The following is a 16170-nucleotide window of genomic DNA, read 5'->3' as shown; positions in this document are numbered from 1 at the left end:
ACGGTTCCAGTTAAAGCATCGGTCATGATAAGCGGATGGTAACCGACGTTCAAGTAGTGATAATTAAAACCAATTTTTTCTTGATGACCAAAGGTCTCAAAGTAGGTTGAATCAAAATCTAGCACCAGTTCAGTATTGGCTGATCTTTCATCAATTAAAGAGACAATACGACGATTTAATTCTTGTAGCTCATCAATGTCTTCGTTCGTGAGATGTGATAGAAATCTGGAAATAGTTGGTTGAGATGCCATGTTTTGCGCATAAACAAGTCGATGTTCGATATCTTGGGTCAAGTAATCTGCAACGTCGTCGTTGCGATAACCTTCGATAACTTGAATGAGCATTTGCAATAACAATTCTACCTTAGCATAGCGTGGATTTTTGCGATTATCGTTGAATTCAACGTTATTAAAGAGCCTGGAAATTACAGGCGAATTCAGAAAAATACTAAGCAGCACGTTGCCACCATCCGAGGTAATTGGTGCCCCATTGTCTGAAACTGCAACTAAATGGTTGCTAGGTAATACTTTTTGAGTCATAATTTTAGACGCTCCAATTTTTGAGTATTTGGTTTGTTTTCCACTAACAAAATATCATAAAAAAGAGCTCCTATGGTTTTCACCCAACGGGTGAAAGCGCAAAACCCGCTGAAACGGTATTAACTTGCTGTTTCAGCGGGTTTTTGTTTGTCTTGATGAATAATCCGGGTTAATAATATTAACCCAGATTATTACTTGATTACTGGCGATTTATTTAACGATTTTAAGAAAACAATGGCATATGTGAGTGATTTACAACAAAACGTCGGGGCAACCAAAGTTTTGTTCATCGCTGGTAACCACGACATGGGCCGTGGCACGTCCTTTGAAGAACTCGAGTCACCGGTTAATGAACATTACCTACATAATAAGTACATTGATATCCCCGGAACAGATTGGCGCATTATTGGTCACAATGGCTGGTACGATTATTTATTCGCTGAAGGCATCGACCCTGAGGAAGTCGCAACATTCCGTCGTGGCTTCTACTATGACCGTATCATTGAACAACCCACGTCTGATCCAGAACGTATGGACTTGGGCTTGGCACAAATGAAGGTTCTATTAGATGATGCGAAAGCGGCTAATAAGCAAGTCATCTTCATGACCCACTTCGCCCCAATCGGTGATGAATTGATTTATCCAGATGGCGATCGTCGTTGGCGTATGGTCAACGGCGTCCTTGGTTCACCACGTACCGGTGAATTATTGGAATCGTATGACAATGTAAAGCACGTTTTCTATGTTCACATTCACGTGACGGTTCCGCCGCGTGAGCGAAATGGTGTGACATACTACAATACCAGCGTTGGTTATAACCGTCGTCGCCTGCAAGAATGGACGGCGGATAACTACTTGGACGCATGGAAAAATAAAGTTCAACAAATAGTGTTGACATCTATATAAATGTTCTGTATAGTATATATTCGTTGAGGCGGTGATAAATCGCTAAGGCGTTTATATGATGGGGGTTTAGCGAAGTCTGGTCAAACGCGGTGGACTGTAAATCCATTCCTTCGGGTTCATAGGTTCGAATCCTATAGCCCCCATTTATTATTGGGATATGGCCAAGTGGTAAGGCATCGGTTTTTGGTACCGTGTATCGCTGGTTCGAATCCAGCTATCCCAGCTAAACGAAGTCGATGAGCGATTACGCTTGTCGGCTTTTTTGTTGTCTTCAGATCCAGTTAAATGCCACAAATTTCATATAAGTCCTGTTTTTCGAACTCGTTTTCCTGTACAATGATAAGCGTTCTGCAAAGGAGGCTATATGAAAATTAAGTGGGCCATCATTACCCTACTATCGCTAACTGCTGTCGCAGCCGTTAGCTACTGGGGCTTTGATGCATTCAACGACAACAAAACCTAGCAGCGCAATATGCAATCTGCTCGTGAAGCAGTTGCTGCTCATGAGTGGTCTGACGCGGCGATTTACTACACCGCTGCTCGCAAGGTGCGTGTTTCAATCGAGAATCGTACCGCACTTGAACAACTGAAGTACCTTGAGCATGCTGATAAAGAAATCAAAGCCAACAACTGGCCTTCTGCCCTCAACCTCTACCAACGCGTTTTAGAAACTAACGACGGGGTTGATCTGCTAAACAAGGCAGCCAAGAGTGGCGAAACATATGTCAAAGCGCTAAAGTCAGCTGATGAAAATTCCGCCACGGCATCATCATTGCAACAGGCATTGGATAAAAAGGCTTCAGAATTGGCGCAAGTCCAATCCGCCGCCAGCGATTCTGTCAAAGCCGCCCAGGATTCCGCTAAACGCGCTATTTCAGCTGCTAACAGCAGCGCGGCAAAATCATCTTCAAGCCAATCTACTAAATCCGATACCAAGACATCCAAGGTTGACGAGAAGAATAAAGATAACAAAGACAATAAGAACGAAAGCTCAAAAAACTCCGAAGGCGATTAACCTTCGGAGTTTTTCGTTTTAAAATGATGCTTTCATTTTTGCTGCCGTGGCAACTGAGTAAATCGCGATAAGCACGCCAATCATCAGCATAACTGCTGCTCCAACATTACCAACGAAGTGTGAAGCTGACACCATCACCCCGGCTAGAATGTTTCCCAACGGACGCGTCGCTGCGAACGCTCCTGAGTAGGCACCCAACTTTTCTGGATTCATCATATCGGCACGCAACGTCTGACTCGATGGCACATTGATCATTTCACCAACTGTGAAAACAACCGCTGCGAACGCCAATGGCCAGAAATCACGAAGCAAGAATGCCATCGCAAAGCCGAGTCCTTGCATGAACGTCCCAATTGCATAGCCACGAATCAGTGGCCAACGGTTCGTCATATGATTAAAGGCAGACATCGTCAACATAATTACGACCGTGTTAATTACCAACATGAATGACAGCATACGTCGGCCGTAGAAATGAACGCCGAACAACGTGTAATCACGGAATGATTCCGCCAAATGCGCAGCCAAGTAGAAATCAGGTTGCGAGTAAATCACGACGGCAAAAATCGTTCCAAACATGAACAACAAGTAACGCTTGTCAGTCAACACATGTGCGTAAGACTTAACGGCGCTCCAAACGGATGAATTTGCCTTAACATTATCCATATCAAGGGTTTCTGCCATCCCCCAATTAATAATTGAAGCATTGATAATCCCGACAACCATCGATCCCATCAACAACTCAAACAAGTAATCACGGAAGAACCAACCACCAACAGCAGCCCCAATCATCACCCCAATATTGATAATCCAGTAAATCAACGCGAAGACAAATTTACGATTCTTCATAGTCGATGAGTCAATCATCATCGCCTGTTCAGCAGGGTCAGCAAATGACGCCCCGACTGACGCCGTCAAAAAGCCGACGAACGTCACATACGGATTGGTGTACCATGGCGAATTCATCAACATCGCCAAGGCATAGCCACCGATAATCATCGCAGAACCAATTAACATCGTCTTCTTGCGACCAAGTACATCCGCCAAGTGACCGCCATACAAGCCGGCAATAAACCCAGCGACCGATACCGCAATCAATAGGAACCCCGTGATAAACGCTCCAAAATATTCCACATAATACACGGTCACGTTTGGCCCAATTGAACTTCCCAAAAGCACAGTTAGGAAAACCGTTAATGACCGCAACTTAAGATTGCGATCCAACGCCATGAAGTCCTGCATCTCGTTGACCCCCTTTACTATCTAAACTAATCTCACTAGCATAACACAAAGAAACCGCTGTTTATACCCAAAACAGCGGTTTTATTAGATTTCAATTAGATTTCATTACTTCACATACTCATGCGATACTAATTGGCTATCAATTAGATTGGTTGGAATTGTCATCTCAACTGGACCAACATACATTGCTGCAATGTCCCCACGTTGGAAGACCAACACCAACTGGCCACGAGTATTAATATAGAACGTTTGGGTCTTTGAAATGGCATCAACTGGCGTGTCGTACTGATCTGACGCCGCAATTTGCTTGTTCACATAGTCGCGCAAAATTGTTTGGTACTCATTTGACTTGAACAACATTGGCAACGTCAACACCAAACCACGTTGCTTATCAATGGTTGTATAACTCAACTTGGTTGCTGTATCCGCCATCGACATTTCTTGACGACGTTCAAGGACCAACAATTGATCGTTATTCACCTTTTCTTGATACGTTTGCGTTAGTGACTTAGGCGTCTCTGACGTCTTATTCATAAGGGCATCATACAACGCGCGCCCTTCACTGGCATATGAGGCGTTCAGCTTGTCGGCCAACTCAGTATTTCCCAAGTTCGTCAGTAGTGGCACTTTAATATCCGCATATGACGTCTTATCAACATGCTTGTATTCACGGAACAACAAAACCTTCACCGCTTCACGGACAACTGGCACGCGTTCAGAAGCGCTAGCAAAAGAGTATGACGTATTCAGCGCCAACGTGAACGCCGCTGCCACTGCCCCAACACCAATTAGCGTCGTTTGCCACCAATTCAAGTGCTTACGCTTAGGCGCCGTCTTCGCAGCAGCTTGATCAATTACCGCTGACAACTTATCCATTGGGACATCCTGCGTATCATATGCCGTCTTTACATCTTCTAGTGTCATCTTACATTCCCCCGTTCAAAGCTGCTTCTAATTTTTTCAAGCTACGATAATAGGTCGTTTTAACCGTGTTTTCTGATAATTCAAGCGTTAGCGCAATGTCAGCAAACGTTTGATTCTCAAAGAAATGCAAGCGAATAATCGCTTGTTCTTTGGCAGTTAAATCCGCAACCGCTTCATTAAGCGCCAATCGCATTTCAGGCGCAATCGTCGTTAACGCTGGCATAAATTCAAGTGATTCATCACCTACTTCATGCCGGCGCGCTTGCTTGCGTTGGACATCAATCGCCGTGTTAATCAAGACACGGAATAACCACGTCTTCAAATAGCGTGACTCCTGTACTTGATTCACCTGGCGCAAGGCCTTTTCAGCTGTCGTTTGCACAATATCTAGTGCTTCAGCCTCTGTGTGCACATAACTCAGCGCCACACGGTACAACGCGACTTTATTCTCTTGTAGCGTTGTAATTAATTCTTCACGCATGTCGCGTCCTCCTATCTGCTTACACTAATTAGACGCATGAACTGAGGAAATAGTTTCAAAATAAAAAAACACGCCGTTAAGCGTGTTTCATTTTACTACTTAGTTGTAGGGACTTCCTTGATTGGGTTGCGCTTACGCATCAACTCAAGCAACTTTTCAGCCTCCATCTTGTGGAAGACAACGTTTGCCGCGTCGCGCATAAGTTGCAAGTCCAAGTGGTCGGGGTCAAATTCAACTGGCACAGGACCTTGCAAACGAGCTGCCAACGCATCCACGAAGGCATTGTAAGCCTTCTTTGGATAATCGCCAACCGTCACTTGATCGATAGCCGCACGGATTTCATCTAGTGAAAAGACAGGCTTCATCAAAGAAATAATCAAGATATCCGTGATTTGCATTACTTGGTACTTCTTCTTGATTGGTGACATGATGACCTTTTGCTTAACGTAGTTGTTAATCATCGTTGACGTCACCATTGGCATGTTAAGTGGTGCCAAAACGTTATTCACGTATTCAACGACTTGATCCATGTAAAGATCAACCGCTGGCAAATCCTCCCAGTGCGGGAATTCAACATCCTTTAGGCCTTCGCGCCATGTCATATATTCGTTCATGTTAGCTCATTGTCCTTCCGTGGTATACTATTAGATGAATTAATTTTACCACATCTAGAGTGAGGAACTAAATATAATGTTTGAATCTACTAAGTCACGCATTGTTACTGAAGAACTTGCCAAGCGTATGCCTGAGGAAGCGCAAACTGCACTTTGGGGTATGTTCGATGCAATGATGACCTACAAGGCTATCAAGTACCCAGAAGTTGAAGTTTGGTTTGCGGATGACTACACGGATGAAATCGTTGGTTTGATGTTCGTACAACACGATGGTGATGTCCAACAAGAAATGGAAATGCCATATTCTGGTGATCACTCATGGTTGAATAAGGGATTGATTGTTGAGATCCGAGATGAAGATAAGATTGTCATGGACGTTTCACCACGTTTCTTGGCATACGAAGCTGCCGTTGCTGAAGAAGAAGCAAACACGGACGCTGAGTAACAAAAAATGACCTGATGCCAAATGGCATCAGGTCATTTTTGTTTTTAATCAAATAAATTTGAAATGACACGCTTGGCGTCACGGTACCATTGCACAAGTTGTGAAGCTTGTTCAGCATCCTCGTTCATGATCAAGTTAACCTGTGGGAAGCCGTCGACAAAGTCATTGGCTGCACGAACTTCAGCCTTCGTCCCACCATCAACAAACAAATTTTCGTTGTGGTCGACAATGTGACCCTTTGAAATCGGTGCAATCATGTCATGATTTGAACGAATCGTCATGTTCACCTTGGCGTTATCCCATGCCTTTGGTGCAAAGAGTGTCACCGTCTTGTTCGTTACCAATGGATAACGGCGGTGACCATCTTTAGCTTCCTCAACAGGCACACGTTGCATTTGCGTCCCCTTCTTAAGGGTAACGACCTGCGTGGCAGCCTTGACTTGGTCCAACATCGCAGCCGTTTGTGTAAACGTGTGGTCGCTACCAAGCACAACCGTAATCACATCGCGGTTATCCAACTTCGTCAAACCAATAAACGTACTGTGAACTGACAAGGCATAACCCGTCTTCAAACCTTTGAAGTCGTAACCGTGGCCATCAGTTAGCAACGCATTTGAATTCTTGATGGTTTCAGTCCCAGTTGCCCCGCTAGGCACAACCACTGACGTCATACTCGTAATTTCCGTGATGCTTGGATAATCTTCAACCAAATGACGACCGACAATCGCTAATTCGCGCGCCGACAATTCATTTTCGACATCATCACCCAAGCTTTGATTCTTCAATGAACCCATATCGCCATTGGTCAAACCAGCACCGCTGACGATTGTTGTGTCGTTGATACCCCAACTCGTCAACAAGTCTTGAATTTCCTGATTAACCCCAGTTGGCGTACCTGAAACGGCATAACCAAGCGCCCACGCAGCTGCATTGGCTGACTTAATCAAGGCCATTTCCATCAATTCACGGACCGTATACGTGCGTTCGGTACTCAATGGCACATTGGCCAACCCTGGTTCCGTACTAATCGCCACAATCGACGCTGGTACTGAAATCGGCGTGTCCATCGTCAACTTACCTGCTTCAATCGAACGCTCGACCAAGTAAGCAGTCAACAACTTAGAAATCGATGCAATCGGAATGCGCTTGTTGCCGTTTTTATCCGCGATAACCTGGCCGGTTTGCACATCCACAACAGCCGCCGCTTGCGCATCAACTGTTGGTGTTACGATCGCGGCATAGCTTGGCGTTGCCACACCAAATGCCAACACCACCGTCATTAACAAACCTGTTAACCATTTTCTCATCATCACATTACGCTCCTTCGCCTTCAAGTCCCTCTGGTTGTAATGGTAGTCGAATAATAAAACTTGTCAAATCATCGTTCGATTCAACTCGCACCGTACCACCGTGCGCTTCAATCACGCCGTTCACGATTGCTAGTCCAAGGCCAGTCCCACCAGTCTTGGTGTTACGTGAGCTTTCAACGCGGTAAAAGCGATCAAACAAACGCTTAATTGATTCTTCTGGAATCTTCTCACCGTTGTTCGTCACGCGAATCTCAGCAACGTTCTCAGCTGGAATTGTCTTGGCTGACAAACGCACAAACGTTGCGCCATCCCCATACTTCAAGGCGTTGCTAATCAAATTCATAAAGACACGCGCCAAACGATCCGGATCCCCAACCATCTCAATGCTTTTCGGATTCGTAACCGCTGAAACAACCACATCTTTATTCTTGGCTTCCAACTCATAGTTAACCGCCAATTGTTGCAACATGGCCGCCAAATCAAGCGGTGCCCAGCGCAACTTAAAGTCAACTTGGCGAACCTGCGTATAATCAAACAAATCTTCAACCAATGACTTCATTTGCCCAGCTTTATCAAAAGCCGTTTTGGCATATTTCGTCATGTCAGCACGTGATAAATTGCCCTGTTCGTCATTCACAATCAATCCCAAATAACCCAGAATTGACGTCAACGGCGTACGCAAATCGTGCGACACGTTCGTAATCATTTCATCCTTAGAACGCTCAATTTCACGTTCCTCGGCCATTGCTTTTTGTGCGGCATCAAACACGCCATTCACATTCGTAGCGAGCGGACGCAAGCGACGGCTCATGCGCGTCTCTGGCAATCCAGTCGCGTTAGCATCACGCACTCGTGGCGCCAACTCACTAACACTATCAATTAGGTGCGTCAAAACAATCTGTTCATAAAAGAAATGAACCACCACACCCCAGAGTGCAATCACCGCAATGGCGACTACAACTGCCAATGTCGTATCTTGACGCCAGATCGCTTGAATCTCAAGTAACCAATTCTCTGTGCGCCAAGTTGCGCGCATTGCTAATAGGATACCAATGCCAGTAAACACAAAAAGCAGGGCCGAAACGACTGCCTTGACCACTAACAACAGCCAATCCAGTACACTAAGTTTCATCCCTACTTCCTCTTTCTATAGAACGCAGTGCTTATAGCACTTCAATCTTATAACCAACACCCCAAACGGTTTGCACAACTTGGTTGCCACCAGTTGCTGCTTCCAACTTATCGCGCAAGTGTGAAACGTGCACCATAACCGTCTTAGCAGACACAACTGATTCTTGTTGCCAAACGCGTTCGAAGATATCGTCAGCACTAAACACACGGTTTGGGTGTGAGGCCAACAAATACAAGATACCAAACTCCAACGCCGTCAAATTAACTTCAACACCGTCGGCCGTCTTAACCTCGTGGCTGTCCTTGTTAATCGTCAAAGGACCGATATCAAGCACTTCTGGCGTTGCTTGCGCCATACCGTTTTGCGCACGGCGTAGCAAAGCACGCACACGTGCCATCACTTCCAATGGATTAAATGGCTTCGTCACGTAGTCGTCAGCACCCGTAATCAACCCTTGAATCTTGTCCATTGCACCAGACTTGGCTGACAACAACAAAATTGGCACAGGATTGTCCTTACGAACTTCCTTCAACACTTCCGTACCGTTCATTTCAGGCATCATGATGTCCAAAATTACCAAACCGATGTCTGGGTTCGTACGGATCTTCGTCATTGCTTCCTTACCATCGCTGGCAATAACTGGCTCGTAACCTTCGTTCTTCACGTAGATTTCAAGCAATTCAGCAATTTCGTGATCATCATCAACAATCAAAATTTTCATCGATTCATCCTCACTGATTATAGTTGCTTACTTGGTTTGTGGACGACGTGTGCTACCACCAAGGAATCCACCTTGGATACCAGTCTTAACACGCCAGAAGCGGAAGCCGATAAAGGCAAGTACGGCGAACACCAGGTACAACCAACCTGGCAACAATGGGTTGATAACAGCTGGCAAGTAGCTGAAGGCCAAATATGCCAAGAACCACAAGACGAAGGCACCGACTGAAACCAAAATCTTCAATAGCACTGGTGTCTTTGAGCCATCCTTCTTTGGTGCCAACGTCATCGTGACAACGGCGAAGAAGAATCCACCCAACAATGATGTCAAAATCAATGAAGTAATTCCGGCTGCACCGGCGCTACCAGTTTGTGACGCCTTGCTAAATAGCAACGTCAATCCAAACATAAAGCTGAACATCATGAAGAAGGCAATCGCGTTATCAACCAACAATGGCCAGAAGCCGTATGTTGCATAGCCAGGTGCTGGCGTTGCTTCGGTTGCGTTTGCCTTGCGCCCCAACGCTTCAGCAGGTGTGTTAAACAATTGACGTGCTGTTGTACCAGTCTTTTGACCGTCCAACAACTTTGCGCCAACTTCAGCAATCAAGGCCGCCTTGCTTTCGTCTCCTTCAACAAGTTGTACCATTTGCCAAATAAAATCTTGATTACGCTTCGTCAAACCAGACGTGGCCAAGTCGGCACGTGATGGTAGCGTAGGCGTTACCGTTTGTTCTTGTGATTCTGTCATGAGTTCCCCCGATTAAACGTTGAACAAGAATTCGATGATATCACCGTCTTGAACAACATACTCCTTACCTTCTGAACGACGACGTCCAGCTTCCTTAACTGCCTTCATTGAACCGTATTCGTCCAAATCAGCAAAGGCAACCGTTTCAGCACGGATAAATCCACGCTCAAAGTCTGAGTGGATAACACCGGCAACCTGTGGTGCCTTCATACCTGCACGGAACGTCCAAGCACGCGTTTCCTTACCACCAGCGGTAAAGAACGTACGCAAGTCCAACAAGTGGTAGGCTGAACGAATCAAACGGTTCAAACCTGGTTCCGTGATACCTTGCAATTCCATCAATTCAGCCTTGTCTTCATCATCCATACCGGCCAATTCTTCTTCGGCACGGGCTGAAATTCCGATAACATCAGCGTTTTCGGCTGCAGCGTATTCCTTGATTTGTTGGAAGTACTTTGATGCTTCTGGATCAGCCATGTCATCTTCCGCAACGTTAGCCACGTACAAAACTGGCTTTGACGTCAACAAGAAGAAGCCACGAACGATCTTTTGCTCATCTTCGTTCCACTCAATTGAACGAGCAGGCTTTCCTTCTTCCAAAACTGGCTTCAACTTAGCAAGTACTTCAAATTCTGCAGCTGCATCCTTATCCTTAGCTTGCTTAGCCTTCTTTTCCGTTGTTGCATAACGCTTTTCAACGGCTTCCAAGTCGGCCAAAACCAACTCCAAGTTGATTGTGTTGATGTCATCAATTGGGTCAACCTTACCGTTAATGTGAGTGATGTCATCATCGTCAAAGGCACGAACCACGTGCACGATGGCGTTTACTTGACGGATGTTTTCAAGGAACTTGTTTCCCAATCCTTCACCCTTTGAGGCACCCTTAACGATACCGGCAATGTCAGTAAATTCGAAGGTCGTTGGCACGATCTTGTCAGCTGGCACCAATTCTTGAATACGGGCCAAACGATCATCTGGCACTTCAACCATTCCCACGTTTGGTTCAATCGTGGCAAATGGGTAGTTAGCCATTTCGGCACCCGCCTTAGTAATTGCGTTAAACAAAGTTGACTTACCAACGTTTGGCAAACCAACGATTCCTGCTGTAAGAGCCATTTTTAAATACCTATCTCTCTATTAATCTTGTTCTGACGCTGAACGCAAAATACGCTTCAAACGCTTATCGAAATCATGACGCGTCATCATTACTTGGTGACCACAACCTTGGCACGTCAACTTAATGTCCGCACCAATACGGTTGATTTCCCATTCATTCGCACCACACGCGTGTGGCTTCTTCATCTCAACTACATCATGCAAGTTGTACATAACCAACCTCCAGATTATTCCTCGTCAAATGAAATGCCCAATACATCAAAGATGCGGTTCAAATCATCATCAGACAAGTATGCAATTTCAATTTTACCAGCACCCTTACGATTACGGGTGACGTTGACCTTCGTTCCAAACTTATCTTCCAAAGCAGCTGTCGTTGCCTTCAAATAAGCAGATGGCTCATCATTACCCTTACCAGTAGTGTCAGCTTGTTCGTTCAACTTGTTAACCAATTGTTCAAGTTGACGAACCGTCATGCTTTCTGCAATTGCACGCTTGGCAACCGGCACAATGCGACGCTTGTTGCGCAATCCAAGCAACGTACGCGCTTGTCCCATTGATAGTTGACCAGCTTGCAACATATCCTTCACTTCGTCAGGCAAGTTAAGCAGACGAAGGAAGTTAGCCACGGCTGAACGGGCCTTACCCAAACGCTTAGCCACTTGTTCTTGCGTCAACTTCAACGCATCCATCATGTCGCGGTAAGCTTGGGCCTCTTCAAGAGGCGTCAAGTCTTCACGTTGCAAGTTTTCCAAGATAGCGGCTTGCATCATTTGCTCGTCGTCTAACCTACGAACAATCGCCGGCACATCCTTCTTGCCAGCCAATTGTGACGCACGCCAACGACGCTCACCGGCCAACAACTCGTATTGCGTGTTGTCCTTAGGGTTGTGACGCACAATCACTGGTTGCAACACGCCGTTTTCCTTGATTGATACTGCCAAATCTTGCAAAGCATCTTGATCAAAGACATGACGTGGTTGGAATGGGTTCGCCACAATCTTCTCGATTGCGATATCACGAACCGTATCAGTTGTTGCAATTTCTGTATCAAGACCTTGCTCAGCAAACAAAGCGCCTAGACCGCCACCGTTGCCACCAAGGCCACCCAAACCTGACTTCTTAGTGTTCGCCATGAGCTACCAAGACCTCCTTTGCCAAGTCCATATAAACTTCGGCTCCCTTTGACTTTGAATCATAGTCAATGATTGCCAAACCACGTGAAGGCGCTTCTGACAAGCGCACGTTGCGTGGAATGACCGTGTCGTAAACATCGCTACCGAAGTACTCACGCACGTTTTGAATAACATCTGATGACAAGTTAGTACGTGGATCAACCATCGTCATCAACACACCCTCAACTTCCAAGTCAGGATTGAAGTGTTGCTTCACCAACTTCATGTTGTTCATCAACTGTCCCAAACCTTCAAGGGCGTAGTATTCAGCTTGCACCGGAATCAAAATTGAGTCCGCTGCTGAGAACGTGTTAATCGTTACCAATCCAAGTGAAGGTGGATTGTCAATTAGGATGTAGTCGTACTTCTCACGAACACCTTCCAAGGCATTCTTCAAACGCAATTCACGCGCCATTGCTGGTGCCAATTCTAGTTCAGCACCGGCCAAGCGAATCGTAGCTGGCACAATGTCCATGCCTTCGTGTGACGTTGGCATAATCACGTCAGCCAATGGCACGTCGTGAACCAAAACGTCATACACATCACGTTCGATGCTTGACTTTTGCACGCCTGAACCTGATGTGGCGTTTCCTTGTGCATCAGTGTCAATCAACAACACTTTCTTACCTAGGGATGCTAGGGATGCGCCCAAGTTAACCGTTGTGGTCGTCTTACCGACACCACCCTTTTGGTTAGCTAATGCAATAATGTGTCCCATTGTTCTCCCCTTTCTACAACGGCTTGCGCACTGGATCTCCAGGCTTGCGCGGATACTTTTTAGGTGTGTTCTTTACTTTCTTGATCACGATAACTGAACGTGGGTCACCATTTGGTAGGCTCACGTCAATTTGGTCGCCAATCTCAGCCCCCAAAGTTGTGATGGCCTTCTTAGCTTCTGCCAATTCTTCATCGGCTGCACTACCCTTCATGGCCAACAACACGCCACCAACCTTAACGAATGGCAACGTCAACTCCCCCAAGACATTCAAACGAGCCAAGGCACGGGCCGTCGCAACATCATATTGCTCACGAGCTGGCGCCGTCTTGTTACCAAACTCTTCGGCGCGGGCGTGTTCAACAGTCACACCTTCCAAGCCCAATTCCTTAACCAAATCACGCAAGAAGTTGATGCGCTTGTTCAAAGCATCAATAATCGTGATTTGCAATTGTGGGAATGCGATCTTCAATGGCAATGATGGGAACCCTGCCCCAGCGCCAACGTCAATCATGTGCAACTCTTCTGTCTGTAATTCTGGATATGCCCAGGCCAACGTCAAAGAGTCGTAGAAGTGCTTCAAGTACACTTCATCACGTTCAGTAATTGCCGTTAGGTTCATGTGTTCATTCACCGCAACTAAACGCTCGTAGTATTGCTGATATTGCGCTAGTTGTTGTGCATTCAATTCAACATTATGCTCGCGTAATGCCGCCGCAAATTCTTCAGGATTCATCACCATTCTCCAAACTGATTCCAATAATAAAAGAATACCGCAAAATGCCCGTCTAATCAATAGTTCCAAGGAGTTCAAGAAAACAAAACAAGGTGTTATGTTTCACGTGGAACACAACACCTTGTTTCATTACTTAATTCGAGCGATTTCTGACATGAACCATTCGTTAAACGCTGCTACATCAATGTCTGTGGCCACTGAAACATTTGTTTGACCGTCGTGTGACGTGCGCAAAATGTCAGCAATTGTCCCACCCATTGCGGGACCTTCAGTTACAACATCAACCCAATAGTCAGTCAATTCAAAGTACTCTGGGTGTGCCAAATAGAACAATGTGTTCACATCGTGCATTGGCTTCCCATCAATTTCATCGTCTGCATAATTACCCAACAACGCTTGTAGCATAGCCCCAGCTTCATTGAGTGTGCCAAGCTTTTGAATATTTTCGTGTGAAAGCAACGCCTTCATTGTCACATCAAGACCAACCATTACAATTGGCAATCCAGCTTCAAACACGATTTTTGCAGCGTGTGGATCTGTATAAATATTAAATTCCGCCACACTAGACATGTTACCGCCTGATAGTGAGCCACCCATAACAACCAAACGTTCAATCTTAGCCTTCGTTTCAGGATACATACGGAACAAGTGCGCCACGTTAGTAAATGCACCTGTCGCCACAAGAGTTAGCTTTTCATCACTGGCAAGCAACGTATCACGCATTGCTTCAACCGCGTGTTGTGCCAATGGCTTCGTCGTAACGGGCGCAAAGTCCCAACCAGGCATTCCTGACGCACCGTGTACGTGAGATGCGTCTTCATAGTGCTTCAACAAAGGCATTTGCGCCCCAGTTGCAACCGGCACCTTATCTTGCACACCGAAAAACTCGACCAACTTCAAGGCGTTAAGCGTCGTCTTATCAGCACTGACGTTACCAGCAACCGTCGTCAAAAGTTTTACATCGAATTGGTCATCGGTCAAAGCAATTGAAATCGCTGCTGCATCATCAATTCCTGGATCCATATCCAGCAAGATTTTGTGTGTCATGTCTATATTCCCCGTGTTCCATTTGTGAGTCTGTGTATTAGATAATACCATACATCACGACTGCATAATATTGCATATTAATTCAATCGTTTCCAAATTTTCTCTTGAATTTTTGGTTGTGGATCACGTGTTAATGCGTCAAATTCACGCCACGTTCCGCGTTGGAGCGTCGTTGCATCAACTTCGGCCGTCAACACAGTCACCGTCCATTTTTGGTGGGTGTACACGTGCGTCACTGGTCGGCCACCCATTTTAGCCAACTTAGCCGCGACACCATAATCAGCCAACAAACGCTTCTCAGTAGCTGCAATCATTTCATCTTCCGACCACTCAGCATCTGGGTCCGTAACGAAATCGGTTAGCGCATAGAGTGGCATTGTCCAAAAATCGGCCAGCAAACCAGTCGTTGGCCGTTGTTCCCAAAGATAGCCAGCTGGCGAATGCACAGCCACCGCAAAGTAGGTGATCGGCTTGGGCTTAGGTGCCTTTGACTTCACTGGATAAAAATCTTCAGTGCCATCTGCATAAGCAGCGTTAAATTGCCTGACCGGTGAGTGTTCAGAATCATAATTCTTAGCACTCATATAAGATGATCCCAAGTCCATAATCGCTTGATTAAAATCACCTGGACGCTCTGGGTCAATCAACTGCAGGCCTAAGTCAAAAAACACCTTGCGTGTCTTCGGCTGTGCAATATCGGCATCAATCTTGAAAAGACGGGCAAACACGCGGAAGGCATTCCCATCGATAGCTGGCACCGGTTCCTTAAAGGAAATGCTAGCGATAGCAGCGGCTGTATACGGTCCGATACCCGTTAGATTTTCAAGTTCGGCCATTGTATTCGGCCAAACACCGTTGTAATCATCACGCACTTGAATCGCTGCTTTTTGCATGTTGCGCACACGCGAATAATAGCCGAGACCCTCCCACGCCTTCAATAAATCTTGTTCGGGCGCTGCCGCCAAATCATTCAGCGTTGGAAACATGGTCATGAACCGATTGAAATACGGAATGACGGTTTGCACCTGTGTTTGTTGCAACATAATTTCTGATACCCAGACACGATACGGATCTTGGTTTTCACGCCATGGCAAGTCAGCTCGACCCGCTTCGTCATACCAATCAAGCAGTGTCGCACGGAACTCACGAATCTTTTCTTCGTTCCACATTTCAATCATGACTCGTCCTCAATTTCTTTTTTCATATTGAGTCCAGTTTAGCAGATTTCACTTACAATTCAGCACCCGCGTTTTTTGCATTTGCTTAAATCAGTGTTTATAAGCGATAATGGAAGTAACAAATCTA

General features: G+C 45.8%; 19 protein-coding genes and 2 tRNA genes. 5 read left to right on the top strand and 16 right to left on the bottom strand.

Annotated features, from left to right (window positions below; all coding sequences use genetic code 11):
* Nucleotides 1–539: transposase (locus C6P11_RS00845; RefSeq protein WP_210114210.1), on the bottom strand; the 539-nt coding region annotated here is incomplete at its 3' end.
* Nucleotides 540–698: 159 nt separating this feature from the next.
* Between C6P11_RS00845 and C6P11_RS00840 the strand changes: the two genes are divergently transcribed.
* The 4 genes from C6P11_RS00840 (at nt 699) to C6P11_RS00825 (ending at nt 2460) form a co-directional block, all read left to right on the top strand.
* Complete coding sequence (locus C6P11_RS00840; protein ID WP_135517996.1) at nt 699–1445, top strand: metallophosphoesterase; 747 nt, start codon at nt 699–701, stop codon at nt 1443–1445.
* Between the two features lie 60 nt (nt 1446–1505).
* Nucleotides 1506–1588, top strand: a tRNA-Tyr gene (locus C6P11_RS00835).
* Between the two features lie 8 nt (nt 1589–1596).
* Nucleotides 1597–1668: transfer RNA gene (locus C6P11_RS00830), tRNA-Gln, on the top strand.
* Nucleotides 1669–1917: 249 nt separating this feature from the next.
* Entirely contained in the window at nt 1918–2460 is a 543-nt protein-coding gene (locus C6P11_RS00825) for a hypothetical protein (RefSeq protein WP_245299709.1), read from the top strand.
* An 18-nt stretch (nt 2461–2478) separates the two neighbouring features.
* Here C6P11_RS00825 and C6P11_RS00820 read toward each other — a convergent pair whose 3' ends face one another.
* From C6P11_RS00820 to C6P11_RS00805, 4 genes are all read right to left on the bottom strand, one after another.
* Nucleotides 2479–3699, bottom strand: coding sequence for an MFS transporter (locus C6P11_RS00820; protein WP_135517995.1), 1221 nt, complete (start codon nt 3697–3699; stop codon nt 2479–2481).
* Between the two features lie 105 nt (nt 3700–3804).
* Nucleotides 3805–4623, bottom strand: a complete 819-nt coding sequence (locus C6P11_RS00815) for an RsiV family protein (RefSeq protein ID WP_135517994.1) — start codon at nt 4621–4623, stop codon at nt 3805–3807.
* A gap of 1 nt (nt 4624) precedes the next feature.
* Nucleotides 4625–5104, bottom strand: coding sequence for an RNA polymerase sigma factor (locus C6P11_RS00810; RefSeq protein WP_135517993.1), 480 nt, complete (start codon nt 5102–5104; stop codon nt 4625–4627).
* A 95-nt stretch (nt 5105–5199) separates the two neighbouring features.
* Nucleotides 5200–5718 carry a DUF1836 domain-containing protein gene (locus C6P11_RS00805; protein WP_135517992.1) on the bottom strand — a complete coding sequence of 173 codons (519 nt, stop codon included), beginning with the start codon at nt 5716–5718 and terminating at the stop codon, nt 5200–5202.
* 76 nt (nt 5719–5794) lie between these two features.
* Here C6P11_RS00805 and C6P11_RS00800 point away from each other — a divergent pair, with 76 nt between their 5' ends.
* Nucleotides 5795–6163 (top strand): hypothetical protein, encoded by a 369-nt coding sequence (locus tag C6P11_RS00800; protein WP_135517991.1) that lies wholly within the window; start codon nt 5795–5797, stop codon nt 6161–6163.
* 44 nt (nt 6164–6207) lie between these two features.
* On the opposite strand, the gene C6P11_RS00795 is transcribed toward C6P11_RS00800, so the two are convergent.
* The 11 genes from C6P11_RS00795 to mutY all read right to left on the bottom strand — a co-directional run bounded on the left by C6P11_RS00795 (nt 6208) and on the right by mutY (nt 16043).
* Nucleotides 6208–7473 carry a D-alanyl-D-alanine carboxypeptidase family protein gene (locus tag C6P11_RS00795; RefSeq protein WP_135517990.1) on the bottom strand — a complete coding sequence of 422 codons (1266 nt, stop codon included), beginning with the start codon at nt 7471–7473 and terminating at the stop codon, nt 6208–6210.
* Nucleotides 7474–7477: 4 nt separating this feature from the next.
* Entirely contained in the window at nt 7478–8605 is a 1128-nt protein-coding gene (locus C6P11_RS00790; protein ID WP_135517989.1) for a sensor histidine kinase, read from the bottom strand.
* A gap of 31 nt (nt 8606–8636) precedes the next feature.
* Nucleotides 8637–9326: a response regulator transcription factor gene (locus C6P11_RS00785; RefSeq protein ID WP_004560133.1), complete on the bottom strand. Its 690-nt coding sequence runs from the start codon at nt 9324–9326 to the stop codon at nt 8637–8639.
* Nucleotides 9327–9353: 27 nt separating this feature from the next.
* Nucleotides 9354–10076 carry a DUF1129 family protein gene (locus C6P11_RS00780; protein ID WP_135517988.1) on the bottom strand — a complete coding sequence of 241 codons (723 nt, stop codon included), beginning with the start codon at nt 10074–10076 and terminating at the stop codon, nt 9354–9356.
* A 12-nt stretch (nt 10077–10088) separates the two neighbouring features.
* Nucleotides 10089–11192 carry a redox-regulated ATPase YchF gene (gene ychF / locus C6P11_RS00775; protein WP_135517987.1) on the bottom strand — a complete coding sequence of 368 codons (1104 nt, stop codon included), beginning with the start codon at nt 11190–11192 and terminating at the stop codon, nt 10089–10091.
* A 21-nt stretch (nt 11193–11213) separates the two neighbouring features.
* On the bottom strand, nt 11214–11405 hold the full coding sequence (locus tag C6P11_RS00770) for a DUF951 domain-containing protein (protein ID WP_004560138.1): 192 nt from the start codon (nt 11403–11405) through the stop codon (nt 11214–11216).
* 14 nt (nt 11406–11419) lie between these two features.
* Nucleotides 11420–12328: a ParB/RepB/Spo0J family partition protein gene (locus tag C6P11_RS00765; RefSeq protein WP_135517986.1), complete on the bottom strand. Its 909-nt coding sequence runs from the start codon at nt 12326–12328 to the stop codon at nt 11420–11422.
* Nucleotides 12315–13085, bottom strand: a complete 771-nt coding sequence (locus tag C6P11_RS00760; protein ID WP_135517985.1) for a ParA family protein — start codon at nt 13083–13085, stop codon at nt 12315–12317. The genes C6P11_RS00765 and C6P11_RS00760 overlap by 14 nt, the downstream gene beginning before the upstream one ends.
* A 13-nt stretch (nt 13086–13098) precedes the next feature.
* On the bottom strand, nt 13099–13818 hold the full coding sequence (gene rsmG, locus C6P11_RS00755; protein ID WP_004560144.1) for a 16S rRNA (guanine(527)-N(7))-methyltransferase RsmG: 720 nt from the start codon (nt 13816–13818) through the stop codon (nt 13099–13101).
* A gap of 129 nt (nt 13819–13947) precedes the next feature.
* Nucleotides 13948–14865, bottom strand: a complete 918-nt coding sequence (rihC, locus tag C6P11_RS00750) for a ribonucleoside hydrolase RihC (RefSeq protein ID WP_135517984.1) — start codon at nt 14863–14865, stop codon at nt 13948–13950.
* Nucleotides 14866–14942: 77 nt separating this feature from the next.
* Nucleotides 14943–16043: an A/G-specific adenine glycosylase gene (gene mutY / locus C6P11_RS00745; protein WP_135517983.1), complete on the bottom strand. Its 1101-nt coding sequence runs from the start codon at nt 16041–16043 to the stop codon at nt 14943–14945.
* Nucleotides 16044–16170 lie beyond the last annotated feature (127 nt).

The sequence above is a fragment of the Weissella confusa genome, assembly GCF_004766315.1.
Taxonomy (GTDB): Bacteria; Bacillota; Bacilli; order Lactobacillales; family Lactobacillaceae; genus Weissella; species Weissella confusa_A.
Note: the sequence above shows the minus strand (reverse complement) of the source record. Positions and strands in the feature narration are given on the sequence as shown.

Bases quoted from the DNA above. Each gene is read 5' to 3' on its own strand.
- C6P11_RS00825 (WP_245299709.1), top strand. From the start codon at position 1,918: ATGCAATCTGCTCGTGAAGCAGTTGCTGCTCATGAGTGGTCTGACGCG.
- C6P11_RS00820 (WP_135517995.1), bottom strand. From the start codon at position 3,699: ATGCAGGACTTCATGGCGTTGGATCGCAATCTTAAGTTGCGGTCATTA.
- C6P11_RS00815 (WP_135517994.1), bottom strand. From the start codon at position 4,623: ATGACACTAGAAGATGTAAAGACGGCATATGATACGCAGGATGTCCCA.
- C6P11_RS00810 (WP_135517993.1), bottom strand. From the start codon at position 5,104: ATGCGTGAAGAATTAATTACAACGCTACAAGAGAATAAAGTCGCGTTG.
- C6P11_RS00805 (WP_135517992.1), bottom strand. From the start codon at position 5,718: ATGAACGAATATATGACATGGCGCGAAGGCCTAAAGGATGTTGAATTC.
- C6P11_RS00800 (WP_135517991.1), top strand. From the start codon at position 5,795: ATGTTTGAATCTACTAAGTCACGCATTGTTACTGAAGAACTTGCCAAG.
- C6P11_RS00795 (WP_135517990.1), bottom strand. From the start codon at position 7,473: ATGATGAGAAAATGGTTAACAGGTTTGTTAATGACGGTGGTGTTGGCA.
- C6P11_RS00790 (WP_135517989.1), bottom strand. From the start codon at position 8,605: ATGAAACTTAGTGTACTGGATTGGCTGTTGTTAGTGGTCAAGGCAGTC.
- C6P11_RS00785 (WP_004560133.1), bottom strand. From the start codon at position 9,326: ATGAAAATTTTGATTGTTGATGATGATCACGAAATTGCTGAATTGCTT.
- C6P11_RS00780 (WP_135517988.1), bottom strand. From the start codon at position 10,076: ATGACAGAATCACAAGAACAAACGGTAACGCCTACGCTACCATCACGT.
- ychF (WP_135517987.1), bottom strand. From the start codon at position 11,192: ATGGCTCTTACAGCAGGAATCGTTGGTTTGCCAAACGTTGGTAAGTCA.
- C6P11_RS00770 (WP_004560138.1), bottom strand. From the start codon at position 11,405: ATGTACAACTTGCATGATGTAGTTGAGATGAAGAAGCCACACGCGTGT.
- C6P11_RS00765 (WP_135517986.1), bottom strand. From the start codon at position 12,328: ATGGCGAACACTAAGAAGTCAGGTTTGGGTGGCCTTGGTGGCAACGGT.
- C6P11_RS00760 (WP_135517985.1), bottom strand. From the start codon at position 13,085: ATGGGACACATTATTGCATTAGCTAACCAAAAGGGTGGTGTCGGTAAG.
- rsmG (WP_004560144.1), bottom strand. From the start codon at position 13,818: ATGAATCCTGAAGAATTTGCGGCGGCATTACGCGAGCATAATGTTGAA.
- rihC (WP_135517984.1), bottom strand. From the start codon at position 14,865: ATGACACACAAAATCTTGCTGGATATGGATCCAGGAATTGATGATGCA.
- mutY (WP_135517983.1), bottom strand. From the start codon at position 16,043: ATGATTGAAATGTGGAACGAAGAAAAGATTCGTGAGTTCCGTGCGACA.